Raw genomic sequence first — 15,887 nt, 5'->3', positions numbered from 1 at the left:
TGCAACAGCCTCCCCGCGAAAGCTTGCCAAAAATAAAATAACAAATGACAATACCTTTTTTACCCGGCAGGAGGCCGCATGCGCTCCGAACAGCTCACGTACCTCGACGGTTGGCGCGGCCTGGCGATCCTGCTGCTGCTGGTCGGCCACTATTTGCCGGTGCCCGGCGTGAACATGGGGGCGGTGGGCGTGCGGCTGTTCTTTGCGCTGTCCGGCTTCCTGATGGTGCGGCTGCTGATCACGCAGCGCGTGCCCGTGGGGCACTTCCTGCGCCGCCGCGTCGCGCGCATATTCCCGGCGGCGTACGTGTACCTGGCCGTGGTGGTATTGGGCTGCGCGCTTGCCGGCATGCCGGTTTCATGGTCCGAGCTGCTGGCCGCGGCCACGTTCACGTTCAACTACTTTCCGGGCGAACTGGGGCATGCCGTGCTGCCGGTCGGGCACTTCTGGTCGCTGTGCGTCGAGGAGCACAGTTACCTGCTGCTGGCGGGGATGGCCGTCGCGGCGGGGCGCTCGGGCAGCCGGATGCTGCTGGCCGTCACGCTGTGCATGGGCATCAGCATCGTGGCGGGCGCATGGTACGTGACGCACCACGAAGGCCGCGCGCTGACGGGCATGCTGCTGCATACGGAGATCGCCGCTTTCACGCTGTTCGCCTCGGTGTTCCTGTACCTGCTGATCGGCCAGCGCCGCATCGCGGTGCCGGCACCGGCCTGGGGCGCGATCTTCGGCGCGGCGATGCTCACGCAATGGTGGTCGGTGCCGGTGCTGGTGCAGACCTACGCGGGCGGCCTGCTGTTCGCGCTGGCGGTGAACCTGCTGCCATCGGCCACGCCGCTGGTGCAGCGCGTGCTGTCGTGGAAGCCGCTGCGGATGCTGGGGCTGTGGTCGTATTCGCTGTACCTGTGGCAGCAGCCGGCCTACCTGTATGGCGACGGCTCGTGGGCCCAGCGCCTGGCCGGGCTGGCGCTGTCGCTGTGCCTGGGGGTAGCGAGTTTTTATCTCATCGAGGGGCCGGCGCGGCGCTGGCTCAATCGTAAATGGTCGGGCGGCGATGCGCCGCGGCCTGAAAGGATCGCCGCATGAACGCCGCTGCGAAGGGCACGGGCCAGGCAATGCACCCGGCCGGCGCCAACCTGGATTTCGTGCGCGCGGCCGCCGTGCTGTGCGTGTTCTGCTCACATGCGGTCATCATCGTCACGCGCCAGTCCAGCGAACTGCTGCACCATGTCGGCCAGCTCGGCGTGATCATGTTCTTTGTCCACACCAGTTATGTATTGATGGGCTCCCTCGAGCGCAGCCGCCTGTGGGGCTGGCCTCGCGTGGCCGAGTTCTTCGTGCATCGCGTGTTCCGCATCTATCCGCTGGCGATCGTGTGCGTGCTGGTCGCGGCGGCGCTGCCCGGATCGGCATGGACGCCGCGCCAGCTGCTGGCCAACCTCACGCTGACGCAAAACCTGGTCTTCGAGGAATCGATGGTGGGCGGCCTGTGGACGCTGCCGCTCGAATTGCAGATGTACTGCGCGCTGCCGTTCCTGTTCATGGCGTTTCGCCGCCGCCCCGCGTGGTGGATGGTTGGCGCCTGGCTGCTGGCGCTGCCGATCGCGCACCTGCGGCCCGAGATTTCCGGCCGGCTGCTGGTGCTCGATTACGCGCCGTGCTTCCTGCCGGGGCTGGTCGCGTGGCGCTTCGGCCGGCACGGCGTGCTGCCCGGGTGGCTGTGGCCGCCGGCGGTGTTGCTGGCCGCGCTACCGTGGGTGGCGTCCGACGGAAACCAGATGGGTCCGCGCTGGATCACGTGCCTGCTGCTCGGGCTGGCGATTCCATGGTTCGGCGAACTGTCCGCGCGCTGGCTCAATCGCGCCAGCCATATCGTGGCCAAGTACAGCTACGGTATTTATCTCACCCATTTCGCTGCGCTGATGGTGGCGTTCCGCTCGTTGGACCACCTGCCGCTCGCGGTGCAGGCGGGGGCATTCGTGGCGATGGCGCTGGTCTTCCCGTACCTCGCGTTCCACCTCGTGGAGCAGCCGATGATCGCCGTCGGCAAGCGCGTCGGCGGCAGGGTGGCGGGCGCCATGATGGCGCGCCGCCACGGTGCCCTGGCCTGAATATGTACCGGGAGCAGCTTTAGAAAGGCGGCGGCAGCTCCAGGGTCAGCAACGCGGTGCCGATCGCCGCGTTGTCGCCCGCGGCGCGCACTTCGAACACGCAATCGCGGAACGTGAGCCAGGCGGGAATGCTGAAGATGTGGTCGACGGTGTAGGCCGGCCCGTGCCGGCCTTCGGGCGGCGCCACGGCCGCATCCTCGTAGGTGATCCAGTCGATTTCCATGCCGTGCGCCCACAGCGACAATGCCAGCTTGCGCAGCGGCGCCGCCGCCTGGGCCTCCACGCTGACCCAGATGCACAGTTCGGCCACGGCGCCGGGCACATCGAGCAGGATGTGGTCGTGCGCGCCGCCGATGAAGTGCAGCGACTGGGTGCCGGCGTTTTCCACGCCATCGACGAACATGCACGCCAGGCGGCGCTCCGGCATCAGATGTTCTCGCTTTTCTTCAGCACCACGCGGCCGATCAGCAGGCATGTGGCGCCATCGCACAGCTTGCGCGGGAAGCGGCGCACGTCCGGGTTGTCGGAGGTGAGCCACCAGTTGCCGGCATCGCGCGTGAGCCGCTTGACCACCGTTTCACCCTCGTAGTTGACGGCGAAGACCTGGCCGTCCGCCGGTGTCTTGTCGGCCGTGTTGACCACCACCAGGTCGCCCTTGTACAGGCGCGGTTCCATGCTTTCGCCGGTCACTTCGAGGGCCAGCAGCTCGTCCGGATCGAAGCGGTTGCGCGCCAGCCAGTCGGTTTCCACGCCGAACGAGGCGCCCGCTTCTTCATCGGGTTCGACGGCAAAGCCCACGATGCCGGCGGACAGCCGCAGGCGCACGCGGCGGATCTGCACGATGCCGGGGCTGTGCGCATCGAACGGGCGCACGCGCAGGAAATTGGGCGCCATCGATGGCTCCTCGGCCGGGGCGATCGCGCCATGGTCGAAGAACATCGCCGGCAGCGACAGGTCGTTTTCAAGCTTGCGGGCGATCTTTTCGCTGAACGCGCGGCCCTCGCGGTAAGTGGAGGAAAGGATCTGCGAGATGCGTGCCTCGCTCCAGCCGCTGGCCTCCGCCAGTGCCTTGCGCGTGCCGCCATGCTGGTCGTGGATCAGGGAAGCAAGTCGCTCCCGCCGATGTCTGTAGATGTTCATGCAGAAGGTGTCATGCAAAGGAAGGCATGCAAAAGAAGACATGCAGACGATTGATAAAAACCGCCGTGGAAAATCGATCCATGGGGCGCCGTTTTCGATAGATTAGCAAACGCTTGACTCGGACTATATCAATTGATAAAGTCGATTGCAAGCGGTCTGATGCTTTTTTGAGTTCACTCAAGCAACAGCTGGGAACTTCCGGGCCGCGACATCCACCAGGAGACAGGCACCATGACCATCGTAATCGGCGCGGCCGGCAGCGCGCTTCTCACACTCTTTGCAGCGCCGTTGCTGGCCGGCGCGCTGGCCTGTGTGCTGACGTTCCTGTTCATGTGGCCCCGCACCCGCCGGGAAGGATGGGTGCGGTTCATCTGCGCCACGTCGATGGCGGCGATCATCGGGCCGTTCCTGCTGGTGGCGCTGCATTCCTGGTGGCCCACGCTGTTCGTGTCGGCCGGCTCGGTGATGGCGCTGTGCGGCATCGATCCCGCGCTGGGCGTGGCGGTGGTGGCCGTGCCGCTGCTGGTGGTCGCGGGGCTGCCCGCGTGGTGGCTGCTGGGCGGCGTGGTGCGCTGGCTCGACCGGCGGAAGGACCAGGACATCGCCGAAATAGCCCGGGCCGCGGCGCAGGCGGTGAAGGATGTACGAAATTCCCTCTAGGCGCCGCATCGCGCCGGCACGTTCAGCGGGCCAGCACCTGGGTCCAGTACAGCGTGCCGCGGGCCGGGTTGACGGCATAGCCGACCCCCATTTCCACGAAGGCCGCGTTCATGATGTTGGCGCAGTGGCCCGGGCTGTCCAGCCAGCCTTCGACCGCTTCCTGCGCAGTGCGCTGGCCGGAAGCGATGTTCTCGCCAATCGTGCGCCACCGGTAGCCGGCGCGCAGCGCGCGGTCGCCGACCACGCTGCCGTTCTTCTGCTGGTGGTTGAAGTAGCGCACTTGCGCCATGTACTGGCTGTGCGACAGGGCCGCCGCGTCGAGCGCGCGGTTCAGGCGCAGCGGCGGCGCGGCGCCGAACTGTTCATCGCCGCACTTGCGCGGCGCGGCGCGGGCAGCGTTGACGGCGGCCAGGGTTTCCTCGCCGATGCCGTCGGCTTGCGGCAGCTCGCGCTTTTCGGGGCGTGCCAGCACCACGTGCCAGCCATCGGCCACGCGGATGGTGCCGACGGCGGAGATCCCGTCGCCCAGCAGGCGCGTGCAGTATTTGTCGCGCAGCGCCTGCATCGCTTCGGCCGGTTCGCTGGCGCCCGAGACGAACAGCGCCTCGGCATGTTCGACCGGATAACCGGCGCGTTCCAGCGCCGGTTCGAGGAAGGTGCCGGTGGCGATGTGGATCTGCGACAGGGCCGGTTCCACGGCGAGGGGCGGTACCGGCGTGGCCGGCATGCCGGCGCACGTTCCGGGCGCGGCACGGTACGCGTTGATCAGGGTGGCGAGGCCCGGCGCATGCCGGGCTTGCGGCGCATGCGCGGGCAAGGCCCTCACGGCCGCCGGCAGCAGCGCAGCCATCAGCGACAGTACCGGCGTCGCAAGCCGAAATCGTGAAGGATGCATAATATTGCCGAAAGATGAATGAAGTATCGCGAAGTTGTGCATGTAAAAGACGATTTTGCCGTATACCGGGTCTGTGTCGCAAGCGAAACGGCGACGTGCGAAGGCGGGGTAATAGAGGCGCCGGGATCGTGTCCGATACCGGCCTCGCATGGCGCCGGCGGTGGTAAGCTGGCGGCTCATAACGAACCTGCCAGCAGATCTTGTCCTTGCCGTCCGCCACACCCTTTCATGACGACCGCGCTGCCTGCGTGGAACTGGTGCTGCACACCGCTTACAGTGCAGCCGGTTCGCCATGGGGCGTGCGTGCCTGGCGCTGGCACATCGTGGCGGGCGGCATCCGCGTGGGCACAATCAGCCTGCGCAACGGTCATACCCACGTCTTCACGCACCTGCTGGGGCAGATCGGCTTTGCCGTCGAAGCGGCGCACCGTGGCCACGGCTTTGCCGGGCTGGCGGTGCGGGCGCTGCTGCCGGAAGTGGCGCGGCTCGGGCTCGATCCGGTGTGGATCACCACCACGCCGGACAACGCCGCCTGCCGGCGCACGCTGGAAGGACTTGGCTGCGAGCTCGTGGAAGAAGTGCCGGTGCCGCCATCGTATGCCACGTATTCGCGCGGGGAGCGGAGCAAGCTGCGCTACCGGCTGGCGCTGCCATAGACCGGCCCGAACCGGCAGAAATCCGGCGCAGATCAGGTAAAAAAAATGGCCCGCCGAAGCGGGCCACCGGTTCAATCGCAACGCAACGTTATTTCTTGACCGAGTTGTCGTCGGCGTTGCTCGGATTGGTAGGCGACGTGCCCGGCGTGGCGGTGGCCGGCGTGTTGCCGGTTTGATTCCACTGGCTCGAATCGGTCGAACCGGACGTGCTGGAACCGGAGGTGGTCGAACCCGCGGTGCCGGAATTCATGGAGCTGCTGCCGGACGTTGCGCCCGCGCCGGTTGCCGAGCTGTCGCTCGCGCCGCTGCTGGAATCCGTGCCGGTGGTGCTGCAGGCGGCCAGGCCGAAGCACAGGGCTGCTGCGAAAATCGCTTTGGTTGCTTTGGTCATGGTCATGATGCGTTCCTTTTCCAGTGAGTTAATGGGTGACTCGAAGTTTGATGCTAGCATCGTATGGAGCCGGACCGCGTTTCGTTACCCTCGGCAAAAGCCTGTTTCCAGAGGGGGAAAATAGTAACTTTCAACCGTGCGTGGATTGACAGGCCGATATGCACGTGTCAGCATCTATTGCCGCGCATCAACCTGACTTGCTCAGGTTCGTGGTGCTTGCGCCAGATCCCTTGCGCTTTTTTACACGGAGTGACGATGAACGCCCTAGCATTCGACCAGCCCGACCTGGACCAGCGGCTTGCCGCGCTCACCGACGAACAGCTCGACGAGCTGGGGTTTGGCGTCATCGGATTCGACGAGGCGACCGTGGTGCGGCGTTACAACCGCTTCGAGTCGCAGGCGGCCGGCCTGTCGCCGCAGAGCGTGGTGGGGCAGCCGTTCTTCACCAGCGTTGCGCCGTGCATGAACAACTTCATGGTGGCACAGCGTTTCGACGATGCGCAGGCCGACGGTGCTACCCTCGACGAAACGATTTCCTATGTGCTGACGCTGCGGATGCGCCCGGCCAGGGTGCGCCTGCGGTTGCTGGCGCTGCCCGGCGCCGCCACGCGTTACGTGCTCGTGCAGCGGCAGCCGTGAACGACAGCCCCATGTCCGGCCCCGGCCCTGCTTCCGGTCTCGCGCCGGAACCGGTTCCCCGCTCCTGCGCCGACGCGGGCGTTGATGCCGGTGCTGATGCCGGCGCCGCCGCGGGCCTGGACCTGGCGGCCGAACACGAGGCGCTGATGCAGTTCCTGTACCTGGCGCCGGTGGGCCTGGTGCAGGCCGGGACCGATGGCGCGATCACGCTGATCAACCCGATTTCGGCCCAGCTGCTGATGCCGTTGTCGCGCGACGGCTGCCTGGACAACCTGTTCACCGCTCTGCAGGACGTGGCGCCGGAAGTGCGCACGCTGTGCCAGCAGTTCACGGCGCCGCGCGGCAAGATCTGCGATGGCCTGCACATCCACCTGCACGGCGGCGGCGGGCGTGCCGGGCCGCGCATCCTGGCCCTGTCGATCGTCAAGCTCGACGCGGCGCGCCTGATGGGCGTGTTGCAGGATGTGACCTTGCAGGTGCAGCGCGACCGCCAGCTGCGCCAGAGCGACGCGTGGCTCAACGCTCTGCTGGCCAGTGTTTCCGACTACGCGCTCGTGAGCCTGGATGGCGCCGGCCGGATCGAGCAATGGAACGACAGCATCGGCCGCGTGACCGGCTACACCCGGTCGGTCGTCGGCCAGCCGTACGCGGTGTTCGAGCCCGGCGACACGACCACGCCGGAACATGCGCAAGACCTGCTGCGCGAGGCCGACGGCAGCGGCTGGAGCCTGGATGAAGGCCTGCGCCTGCGCGCCGACGGCACGCCGTTCTGGGCCAGCGCGATGATTTCGCCGTTGCCGGAGCGCGACCCGGCGGCACCGGACACCGATCCGGCCTATTGCCTGGTCCTGCGCGACATCACCGACCGGCGCGATGCCAGCGAGAGCTGGCGCCAGGCCGTGTTCAGCGACCACCTGACCGGCGTTGCCAACCGCCGCGGCTTCTTCCACGCCGCGGAGCTGGAACTGGGCCGCGCGCGCCGTTATCCGCGGCCGGTGGCGGTGGCGCTGTTCGACCTCGATCATTTCAAGCTCGTCAACGATACGCACGGCCACCCGGTGGGCGACGCGGTGCTGCGCGCCTTCGCGGAAGCGCTGCGCACCACGTTCCGCGCCGTGGACGTGGTGGCCCGGCTGGGCGGCGAGGAATTCGCCGTGCTGCTGCCGTCGACCGGGATCACGCAGGCCTGCGCCGTGGCACGGCGCGTGCTGGCGGCCGTCGAAGGCCTGACCGTGCGTGCGGACGGCGCGGCGGTCACGTTCACCGTCAGTGCCGGCGTGGTGCTGGCGGACGCGCAGGCAGGCAACATCGACGACCTGCTCAAGCGCGCCGACCGCGCGCTGTATGCCGCCAAGGCCGGCGGCCGCAACCGCGTGGTCTGCTGGACCGCCGACCTGCCGGGCGTCGCCGCATGATGGAGCACGACGACAAGCTCGCCTACGAGGCGCTGATGCAGTTCCTGTACCGCACGCCGATCGGCCTGCTGCAGGCCGACATCGAAGGCGCCATCGACATGCTGAACCCGATGGCGGCGCAATTGCTGATGCCGCTGGCGCCGCAAGGCGCGCTCGATAACCTGTTCGCCATCTTCGGCGCCGCGGCGGCGGATCTGCGCGACAGGGTTGCCCGTTGCGACACGCCGTCCGGCGTGGTCGTCGAAGGCTTGCGGATCGACGCGCCGGACGGGCGCGACGGCCCGCAGGTGCTGTCGCTGTCGGTGATGAAGATCGACCGGAACCGGCTGATGGCCGCGGTCACCGACATCACGCTGGAGGCGCAGCGTGAACAGGAGCGGCTGGCCACCCGCCTTTCGTCCGCGGCGCGCACCGATGCGCTGACGCGGATGCCGAACCGCAGCGCCGTCCACGAGGAGCTGCGCAGGATACTGGAGCGGGACAGCGGCGGCAAGGACGATGGCGGCTTCGCGGTGCTGTTCATGAACTGCGACCGGTTCCGCCAGGTGAACGACACGCTGGGCCAGGCAACGGGCGACCAGTTGCTGGTGATGGTGGCCGAGCGCATCCGCAACGTGCTGCGTCCCCCCACCGATCGCCTTCCGCTGGGCCAGCGCAGCGGCCAGCTGGCGGCGCGCGTGGGCGGCGACGAATTCGTGGTGGTGCTCGACGGATTGCGCCGCGTCGAGGATGCCGAAAGCGTGGCCGCCCGGCTGATCGGCGCGATCGGCCGCGCCTTCCATCTGCAGGGGCACGACGTGGTGTGCAACATGAGCGTGGGCATCGCGTGGGGCGATGGCCACGAGCCCGACGCGCTGCTGCGCGATGCCGGCATCGCGATGGTGGAAGCCAAGCGTGCCGGCGGGGCCCGCTTCGTGCGCTTCGAAGCGGAGATGCGCGAGCGGTCCGCCCGCCGCACCGATATCGAGACCGACCTGCGCCTGGCGCTGCAGGCCGAGCAGCTGTTCGTGGTGTACCAGCCGGTGGTGGCGCTGCGCTCCGATGGCGGCACCGACCGCTCGGCCGGCGTCGAGGCGCTGGTGCGCTGGCAGCACCCGGTGCGCGGCGTCGTGCCGCCGTTCGAGTTCATCGGCGTGGCCGAGGAGTGCGGCCTGATCGGCGCGCTGGGCGATTTCGTGCTGGAGCGGGCCTGCCGCGATTTCGTGCGCTGGCAGCACGAGCTGGGCGAGCTGGCGCCGCGGCTGCTGGCGGTGAACCTGTCGCGCGCGCAGCTGGGGCAGCGCGAATGGGCCGGCACGGTGGCGCGCATCCTGGGTGAAACGGGCATGGATCCGCAGCGCCTGCAGCTCGAGGTGACGGAAAGCCTGGCGGCACAGGATACCGACGTGCAGCTGCGGCTGCACGAACTGAAGGCGCTCGGCATCACGCTCGCGCTGGACGATTTCGGCACCGGCTATTCGTCGCTGGCCAGCCTGCACCTGCTGCCGGTGGACACGGTCAAGATCGACCGTTCGTTCGTCAGCCAGAGCGAAACGAGCCATCACCATCGGGTGCTGATCGAGGCGACCGTGAAAGTGGCGCAAAGCCTGGGCATGAACACGGTGGCCGAGGGCATCGAGACGCTCGAACAGGCCGACGTGGTGCGCGCGCTGCAATGCGACAAGGGGCAGGGCTACCTGTACAGCCGCCCGCTGCCGCAGGATGCGCTGGCCGAGTGGCTCAGGCAGAGCGCCGTTTCCTGAGCAGCGCCATCGTGCGCGCGGCGAACGGCAACGGCAGGCGCGGCAGGCTGGCCGGGTTGGCCGGGTCGGCCAGGAAATCGCCCAGCACGTTTTCGAACAGCCAGGCATCCTGCGCGTATTGGCGCTGGCGCATCGCGCCGGGCTCGCCGAGCCAGCGCAGCGCGAACCAGTCCGCCAGCAGGTCGCCCTGCGCTTCCATGTTGAAATCGCCCAGGCGGCGGTCCGGCAGCAGCAGGTAGCGGTAGGAAAGGCCGGCGCGCAGCGCGCCGCGGCACATCACCGGATAACCCAGCTGCCACTGCCACACGTGCACCATCTCGTGGATGAACCACAGCAGCCGCCACGCCGGCTCGCGCGAAAAATCGTCGCGGTAATCGTCGCGCAGGAACCAGATATGGCCATCCGGCGCCATCGCCGTGTGGCGCCACTGCCAGCCGAAAAACCAGCCGCGCGCATGGATGCGCACCCGCGTGTAGTCGACCGCCGTGCCGAACAGCTTGCTGCAGCAGGCGATTTCGCCATCGGTCAGGGGACGCGACTGTCTGCGCGATCCGACATTATTCGTTTTCTTCAATTTTGTTGCATTGCGTCATTTGTTGCGGGATAGAATCTTCGTCAGCATGCCGTGTCGACTGGAGATTACCCGATGTTCGCGCCGTTCCTTTCCCGCCTGAAGCTTTCCCACAAATTTCTTTTCCTGGCCGTGCTGTCGCTTGCGATGGCGGCGATCCCCGGCTGGCTGTACCTGCATGAGGCGGGAAAGGCGCGGGCCGCCTACGAAGCCGAGCTGGCCGGCATGCCGGCGGTGGCCGATGTGCTGAAAGGCGTGCGGCTGGCGCAGCAGCACCGCGGCCTGTCGGCGATGGTGCTGGCCGGCGGCGATGCCGAAGCGCGCCGCGCCGCCAAGCAGCGGGAAGCCGACGCGGCCTTCGACGCCATCGATGCGGCAGTCGCGGCCACCGGCGATGGCGAACTGGCCGCCTTGCGGGATGGCGCAAGGCGCGACTGGCAAGGCGTGGCCGCGGCGGTTGCGCGCAAGGACATCGCGCCGGCGGACAGTTTTGCCGTCCATTCCTCGATCGTGCTGCGGCTGATGCGGCTGCAGGAACTGATCGGCGACCATTACGGCCTGTCGCTCGACCCGGAGCGCGACACCTACCAGCTGCTGCAGGCGACCGTGTTCCAGATGCCGGTGCTCACCGAGGAACTGGGCAAGCTGCGGGCGCGCGCAGCGGTTCTGCTGACGCGCCATGAAGGTTCGCCGGAAGAGCGCTTCGCCGTCTCGGCGCTGCTGGCGCGTGCCGAAGACCGGCTGGCGCAGACCATGAACGCCTTCGACAAGGCGGCCCGCGCCAATCCGCGCTTTGCCGCCGAACTGGGGCCGCGGATGAAGGAAAGCGCCGACGCGGTGCGCGCATTGACGCGGCGCGCCGGCGACGAAGTGGTGGCGGCGGCCGAGATCACGGCATCTTCCGATGCCTTCTTCGGCGACGCCACGAAAACGATCGACGCGCTGTTCGCGCTGAACGACGCATCGCGCGCAGTGCTCCATACCGTGTTCGAGGAACGCATCGCCGACTTCGAACGCGACCGTGCGCTGATGATCGCCGCGCTGGCGGTGCTGGTGGGCCTGGCCGGCCTGGCCGGGCTGCTGGTTGCGCGCTCGGTGACGGTGCCGATGAATCGCGCGGTGCTGGTGGCGCAGCGCGTGGCCGCCGGCGACCTGGCCGGCGACATCGACGTGGGCCCGCCGAACGAAGTGGGGCAGATGCTGCGCGCGCTGCGCGACATGAACGAAAGCCTGCGGGGCATCGTCGGCGACGTGCGCGTGAGCGTGGACGCGATCAGCGCCGCCACCGCCGACATCGCCAGCGGCAACGCCGACCTGTCGACGCGGATCGAATCGCAGGCCTCCAACCTGGAAGAGACGGCGGCATCGATGGAGGAACTGACGGCGACGGTGCGGCAGAACGTGGAGCATGCGCGCAATGCCGATACGCTGGTGCGCGCCGCTACCGGCGTGGCTCGGCAGGGCAGCGACGCGGTATTGCGCGTGGTGAGCACGATGGGCGAGATCGACGCAGACTCGCGCCGCATCGTCGACATCATCGCCGTGATCGACGGCATCGCGTTCCAGACCAACATCCTGGCGCTGAACGCCGCCGTGGAAGCGGCGCGTGCCGGCGAGCAGGGGCGCGGCTTCGCCGTGGTGGCCGGCGAAGTGCGCACGCTGGCGCAGCGTTCGGCCGCCGCCGCCAGGGAAATCAAGGCGCTGATCGATGCCAGCGTGGCCAAGGTGGGCGCCGGCAACGCGCTGGCCGGCAGCGCGGGCGAAGCGATGGCGAAGATCCTCGACAGCGTGCAACGCGTGGCCGGCCTGGTGCAGGATATTTCGCAGGCGTCCAGCGAGCAAAGCTCGGGTATCGAGCAGGTCAACATCGCGATCACGCAGATCGACGACGTCACCCAGCACAACGCCGCACTGGTCGAACAGACCGCCGCCGCCTCGGCCAGCCTGGAAGAGCAGGGCCGCGCACTGGTGCGGACGATGAGCGTGTTCCGGCTGGAACCGGCCAGCGCCCGCTGATGATTCCAAAAAACCGGGGAAGATCCTGATACCGTTCAGATGAGCGAATTTCGACATTGCAGACAGCTTGCGTCGCTGTCGTCGGATACCGGTTTTTTTGCGTGAATATCGGCTGCACGCTGGCGAAAACCGGTGTCCGACACCTTCAGGTGTCCGACACCGGATAGCTTGAACAGTAGCGCTGCCGGAATGCCGGGCAGGCCGGATCGCCGGACGGCGCGCTTTCAGGAAACCTTTTGCAGGAAGTCGACCAGTTCGCGGTTGACGTCGGCGGCGTGCGTGATGGGGGCCATATGGCCGCCGGGCGTCCGGGCGGTGGCGGCGCGGGGGAGGGCGGCGGCGAGGCGGGTGGCCACGGCGCGGGTGGAAGCGGGGCCGGCGCGGCCGGTGAGCACGAGGGCGGGGATGCCGATCGCCGCCATGTCGCGCAGCGTGGCGGGGTCGCCGGTCAGGGCGACGAAGTCGAGCTTCACCTTGGCCACCTGGGCCGTGAAGCGCTCGCGCACGGGAGCCGGCATCGCGTCGAAGGCGCCGGGCCCGTTCCAGTAGTCGATGAAGCTGCGCGTCGCTTCTTCCGCCGTGGCGGCGGCTTCGATCGCGGCGATGACGGCGCTCACTTCGGCACGGCCGGGATCGGCAGCCTCAAGCAGGTGGAAGGCGACGGGTTCGAACACGGCCAGCGAGCGGATCCGCGCGGGCGCCGTGCGCGCCAGCCGCAACGCGATGGCGCCGCCGTAGGAATGGCCGATCAGGTGGAACGGTTCGTCTTCGCCGAGGTGCGATGCCAGCGCGGCCTGCACGGCCGCCACTTCGTGCGCCAGCGAAAAGTTCGAACGCATCGCTTCATCGGGGAACGGCGCCTTGCCGTAGCCTAGCAGGTCGAGCGCGATGAAACGGTAGCGCGCTTCGTGCGCGGCCATCAGCGCGGCCCACTGGCTGCGCGAACTCATCGAACTGTGCAGCAGGACGACGGCGGGACGGGGATCGGGTGTGCTCATGGCTCTCTCGCGGAATCGGCAGACCGCGCATTATAGAGCCGGCATCGAGCGAAACGTGACGGCAGGGAACGACGGCAACAGAGGGCAACAAGAGCGGCATCAGGCATGGCAGCGGGCACGGCCTGGAGTACGACTGCAGCCGGGAACGCAAGGATGACGGCGATCCGCACCAGGCGATCGCCGTCCCGTTCCCCGGCGCGTGCGGCCGCGCCGCGCCGGGGAGCATGATCAGGCGTCAGGCATCAGCCACGGCGGCGGCGGGCGGCGGCGCCCACCAGGCCCAGGCCGGCCAGCAGCATCGCGTACGTGCCCGGTTCCGGCACGGCGCTGACGCTGATGTTGTCGACGGCAACGTCGAAGTCGGTGAAGCCATACGCAAAGCCCGGCTTGTAAGTGGTGAAGGCGATTTCATCGACGCCGGCCAGCACGCTGGCGAACGTGCGGTCCGCCGGCAGGAACGGATTGCCGACCGCATCCTCGGCGCCGTAGCCGCCCCAGCCCGACGGCAGGCCGCCGGCCGACGTGTCGCCGATGGTCACGGAGAAGTGCTGCCAGCCACCCACCGAGGCGTCCAGCGTGCCGATCGTGTACCACACGCTGGTGTAAGGCAGCCCGTTGCCGGCGTTGTCATAGTCGCGCAGCTCGAGCACCAGGTCGCGCGTGACGTCCTGGCCGAAGTAGCTGACCTGCTGCGTCAGCACGTCGATGCCGAATGTTACTGCCGAGGTCGCCGTATAGTCGCGCACGAATTCGGCGTTCGTGCTGTTGGCGAACGTGATACCGAAGTTGTTGATGACCGTGCGGTAGGCCGGTGCGTCATTGCCCAGCGACGTGTCGATGGCCGAATAGCCATTGCCGTCCGCCGGCTGGGTTCCCTGCCAGCCTTGTGTGCCGGAAGAAAAGTCCGTCGTGGCCGCGGCGGCACCGCCCGCAGCAAACGCCAATGCCAACACCATGTAAGCCTGCTTCATCTTCATGTGCATTCCTTGTTGTGGTTGAGTGAGCACCAAAATTGCCGCGACCGGGGTCGCCGGTACGGTTGATTTTTGATCAACGCGGCAAACCATTCTCGGCAGGCAGCCAACCATGTGTCAAAGAGGAAAGATGAATTATTTGTAACAAAGTGCCACGTCAATACGGATGTGTCCGCCAGGGAATGCGGAGCGATGAACAAACTTTGGTAGCGCTAGCGGCAAGGGCGGGAGACTTCACTCTGCAAGCCACCGCAGTACTGGTGCGGACGGCCGATGCGCGCAATGACTTAATTCATGCAAGCCAGGGTGTCGCCCTGGCGCCACACTCAGTCGAGGCTGGCCTGGCGCAGCGACGCCGTCTTGTCTTCCAGTTCCAGCTTCAGCCGGGCGGCCTTCAGCGTGGCCACGTCGACCTTCGGCGGGGTGCTGGCGAGCGGTTTCCTGTTCCATTGCCCTGGTCGACTTCAGCCGTCGGCAGCTTGTAGTATTCCTTGGCGACTTGCCCGCGCCCCTGCTCGACGGCGGGCTGCGCGGCAACGTCGCCGGAAACCGTTACGCCTTCGGCCGGCGCCGTGTCGGCCGGCACGGATTCGATCACGGCGCATGGCTTGTCGGATAACAGCGTGGCGCCGTTCGGATCGATGCATTTGTAGATCTGGTCGTTGGCGAGCGCGCCCGAGCCGGCCAGCAAGGCCAGGCTGAGGGCAGCGGGAAGAATGGCACGGCGCATGATTCACCTCCTGTTCGAACGATGGAGGCAGTGTGCGCCGGAGCCATCCATGGGTCTGTTCGCCAGCCCACGATCGCGCGGAGGACCAGTCCTACAAAGGCACGCGCTATTGTTCCGCTGAGTTCACCGCAGGCCTGGGCAACGCGTCGACGACACCTGGAATCGGCGTCGTTGGCCGGGCGAACTTGCCCTTCAGCGCATCCACGCCCGGTTGCGGCCTGGCCAATGCCCGAAGGTCGGCGCGGTCGCGCCGTTTCGCCGCGCTGTCGATGCCGAGCTTGCGGTCGCGCTTCTGCACCATTGCCGGCATTGCTTCGCCGTCGCGGCTGAACGACCATGCCAGTTGCGCCTCGCCCAGCGGCAGCGCTTCGCCGGTATGGCCTTCGTGGCCCGTGTTCCAGGTATGCCAGGTCTTGCCGTAGCTGTTCATCTTGGTCTTCATCAGCGCTTTCTCGGCCGCATCCGGCAGGCCCGGCGCCACCAGCTGGCCGCTGAGGATCTCGCCGTTGTGCGGGTGCCAGAATTTGCGCTCGGCTACCGGCAGCAGCTGGTAGGCCTTCTCGGAAATGATGTACTCGACGCCGTTCATGTTGGCCGCGGCCGTGTTGCCGTCGAACAGGATGCACTGCGCGAAATCCTCGTTGCGCTGGTGGCACCAGTGGTGGGCCTCCATCTGCAGCTCGGGCGCGTCCTTCATCGGGTGGAAGCCGACGAGGTAAATGTCGAAGCCGCGCATCGGCGCCGCGCTCTGCAATACCTTGGCGCCGGCTTCCAGTACCTGGGTTTTGGTGCTTTTCGGCGCGCCGGCCGGACCGACGGACGGCGGCACGGATTGCTGGGCAAGGGCGGGTGCGGCCAGCGCGCACAGGAGAATGGAAAGTGGTTTCATGAGGGGCTCCTTTGGGGCGCCCATGCTACGACGGCGCGGCGCGGGCCGGCGCACCGCTAC

17 protein-coding genes are annotated in these 15,887 nt (G+C 67.5%); 8 read left to right on the top strand and 9 right to left on the bottom strand.

What is annotated here, in order from left to right:
• Positions 1-78 precede the first annotated feature (78 nt).
• A complete protein-coding gene (locus GJV26_RS07410; protein ID WP_155708273.1) occupies positions 79-1,086 on the top strand; it encodes an acyltransferase family protein in 1,008 nt (335 codons plus the stop codon).
• Positions 1,083-2,111, top strand: coding sequence for an acyltransferase family protein (locus GJV26_RS07405; RefSeq protein WP_155708272.1), 1,029 nt, complete (start codon positions 1,083-1,085; stop codon positions 2,109-2,111). The genes GJV26_RS07410 and GJV26_RS07405 overlap by 4 nt, the downstream gene beginning before the upstream one ends.
• 19 nt (positions 2,112-2,130) lie before the next feature.
• Here GJV26_RS07405 and GJV26_RS07400 read toward each other — a convergent pair whose 3' ends face one another.
• Entirely contained in the window at positions 2,131-2,538 is a 408-nt protein-coding gene (locus GJV26_RS07400) for a hypothetical protein (RefSeq protein WP_155708271.1), read from the bottom strand.
• Entirely contained in the window at positions 2,538-3,251 is a 714-nt protein-coding gene (locus GJV26_RS07395; protein WP_155708270.1) for a S24 family peptidase, read from the bottom strand. Before GJV26_RS07395 ends, GJV26_RS07400 begins: the two co-directional genes overlap by 1 nt.
• A 231-nt stretch (positions 3,252-3,482) precedes the next feature.
• Here GJV26_RS07395 and GJV26_RS07390 point away from each other — a divergent pair, with 231 nt between their 5' ends.
• Positions 3,483-3,911: a hypothetical protein gene (locus GJV26_RS07390; RefSeq protein WP_155708269.1), complete on the top strand. Its 429-nt coding sequence runs from the start codon at positions 3,483-3,485 to the stop codon at positions 3,909-3,911.
• Between the two features lie 22 nt (positions 3,912-3,933).
• Here GJV26_RS07390 and GJV26_RS07385 read toward each other — a convergent pair whose 3' ends face one another.
• On the bottom strand, positions 3,934-4,806 hold the full coding sequence (locus GJV26_RS07385; protein WP_155708268.1) for a CAP domain-containing protein: 873 nt from the start codon (positions 4,804-4,806) through the stop codon (positions 3,934-3,936).
• 200 nt (positions 4,807-5,006) lie between these two features.
• Between GJV26_RS07385 and GJV26_RS07380 the strand changes: the two genes are divergently transcribed.
• A complete protein-coding gene (locus GJV26_RS07380; RefSeq protein ID WP_155708267.1) occupies positions 5,007-5,462 on the top strand; it encodes a GNAT family N-acetyltransferase in 456 nt (151 codons plus the stop codon).
• Between the two features lie 88 nt (positions 5,463-5,550).
• On the opposite strand, the gene GJV26_RS07375 is transcribed toward GJV26_RS07380, so the two are convergent.
• The gene (locus tag GJV26_RS07375; RefSeq protein ID WP_155708266.1) at positions 5,551-5,859 is read right to left on the bottom strand and encodes a hypothetical protein; all 309 of its coding nucleotides are present in this window, start codon (positions 5,857-5,859) and stop codon (positions 5,551-5,553) included.
• A gap of 249 nt (positions 5,860-6,108) precedes the next feature.
• On the opposite strand from GJV26_RS07375, the gene GJV26_RS07370 reads away from it, so the two are divergent.
• From GJV26_RS07370 to GJV26_RS07360, 3 genes are read left to right on the top strand one after another with little or no spacing between them, the layout of a single operon-like run.
• The gene (locus GJV26_RS07370; protein WP_155708265.1) at positions 6,109-6,492 is read left to right on the top strand and encodes a phosphonate transporter; all 384 of its coding nucleotides are present in this window, start codon (positions 6,109-6,111) and stop codon (positions 6,490-6,492) included.
• Positions 6,489-7,907: a sensor domain-containing diguanylate cyclase gene (locus tag GJV26_RS07365; protein WP_229427972.1), complete on the top strand. Its 1,419-nt coding sequence runs from the start codon at positions 6,489-6,491 to the stop codon at positions 7,905-7,907. Before GJV26_RS07370 ends, GJV26_RS07365 begins: the two co-directional genes overlap by 4 nt.
• Complete coding sequence (locus tag GJV26_RS07360; protein WP_229419201.1) at positions 7,904-9,649, top strand: putative bifunctional diguanylate cyclase/phosphodiesterase; 1,746 nt, start codon at positions 7,904-7,906, stop codon at positions 9,647-9,649. The genes GJV26_RS07365 and GJV26_RS07360 overlap by 4 nt, the downstream gene beginning before the upstream one ends.
• On the opposite strand, the gene GJV26_RS07355 is transcribed toward GJV26_RS07360, so the two are convergent.
• Entirely contained in the window at positions 9,627-10,223 is a 597-nt protein-coding gene (locus GJV26_RS07355) for a Rhs element Vgr protein (RefSeq protein ID WP_195826279.1), read from the bottom strand. The two genes, GJV26_RS07360 and GJV26_RS07355, sit on opposite strands and share 23 nt — an antisense overlap.
• A gap of 72 nt (positions 10,224-10,295) precedes the next feature.
• On the opposite strand from GJV26_RS07355, the gene GJV26_RS30540 reads away from it, so the two are divergent.
• Entirely contained in the window at positions 10,296-12,236 is a 1,941-nt protein-coding gene (locus GJV26_RS30540) for a methyl-accepting chemotaxis protein (RefSeq protein ID WP_155708264.1), read from the top strand.
• A 224-nt stretch (positions 12,237-12,460) separates the two neighbouring features.
• Here GJV26_RS30540 and GJV26_RS07345 read toward each other — a convergent pair whose 3' ends face one another.
• The 4 genes from GJV26_RS07345 to GJV26_RS07330 form a co-directional block, all read right to left on the bottom strand.
• Complete coding sequence (locus GJV26_RS07345) at positions 12,461-13,234, bottom strand: alpha/beta fold hydrolase (RefSeq protein WP_155708263.1); 774 nt, start codon at positions 13,232-13,234, stop codon at positions 12,461-12,463.
• Positions 13,235-13,476: 242 nt separating this feature from the next.
• On the bottom strand, positions 13,477-14,211 hold the full coding sequence (locus GJV26_RS07340) for a PEPxxWA-CTERM sorting domain-containing protein (protein WP_155708262.1): 735 nt from the start codon (positions 14,209-14,211) through the stop codon (positions 13,477-13,479).
• Between the two features lie 391 nt (positions 14,212-14,602).
• Positions 14,603-14,938, bottom strand: a complete 336-nt coding sequence (locus GJV26_RS07335; RefSeq protein ID WP_155708261.1) for a DUF4124 domain-containing protein — start codon at positions 14,936-14,938, stop codon at positions 14,603-14,605.
• Between the two features lie 106 nt (positions 14,939-15,044).
• Positions 15,045-15,827: an OBAP family protein gene (locus GJV26_RS07330; RefSeq protein WP_155708260.1), complete on the bottom strand. Its 783-nt coding sequence runs from the start codon at positions 15,825-15,827 to the stop codon at positions 15,045-15,047.
• Positions 15,828-15,887: the final 60 nt, after the last annotated feature.

This window comes from Pseudoduganella dura (assembly GCF_009727155.1).
GTDB lineage: Bacteria > Pseudomonadota > Gammaproteobacteria > Burkholderiales > Burkholderiaceae_D > Rugamonas > Rugamonas dura.
The sequence above is the reverse complement of the archived record's forward strand: the minus strand, read 5'-3'. Positions and strand labels throughout refer to the sequence as shown.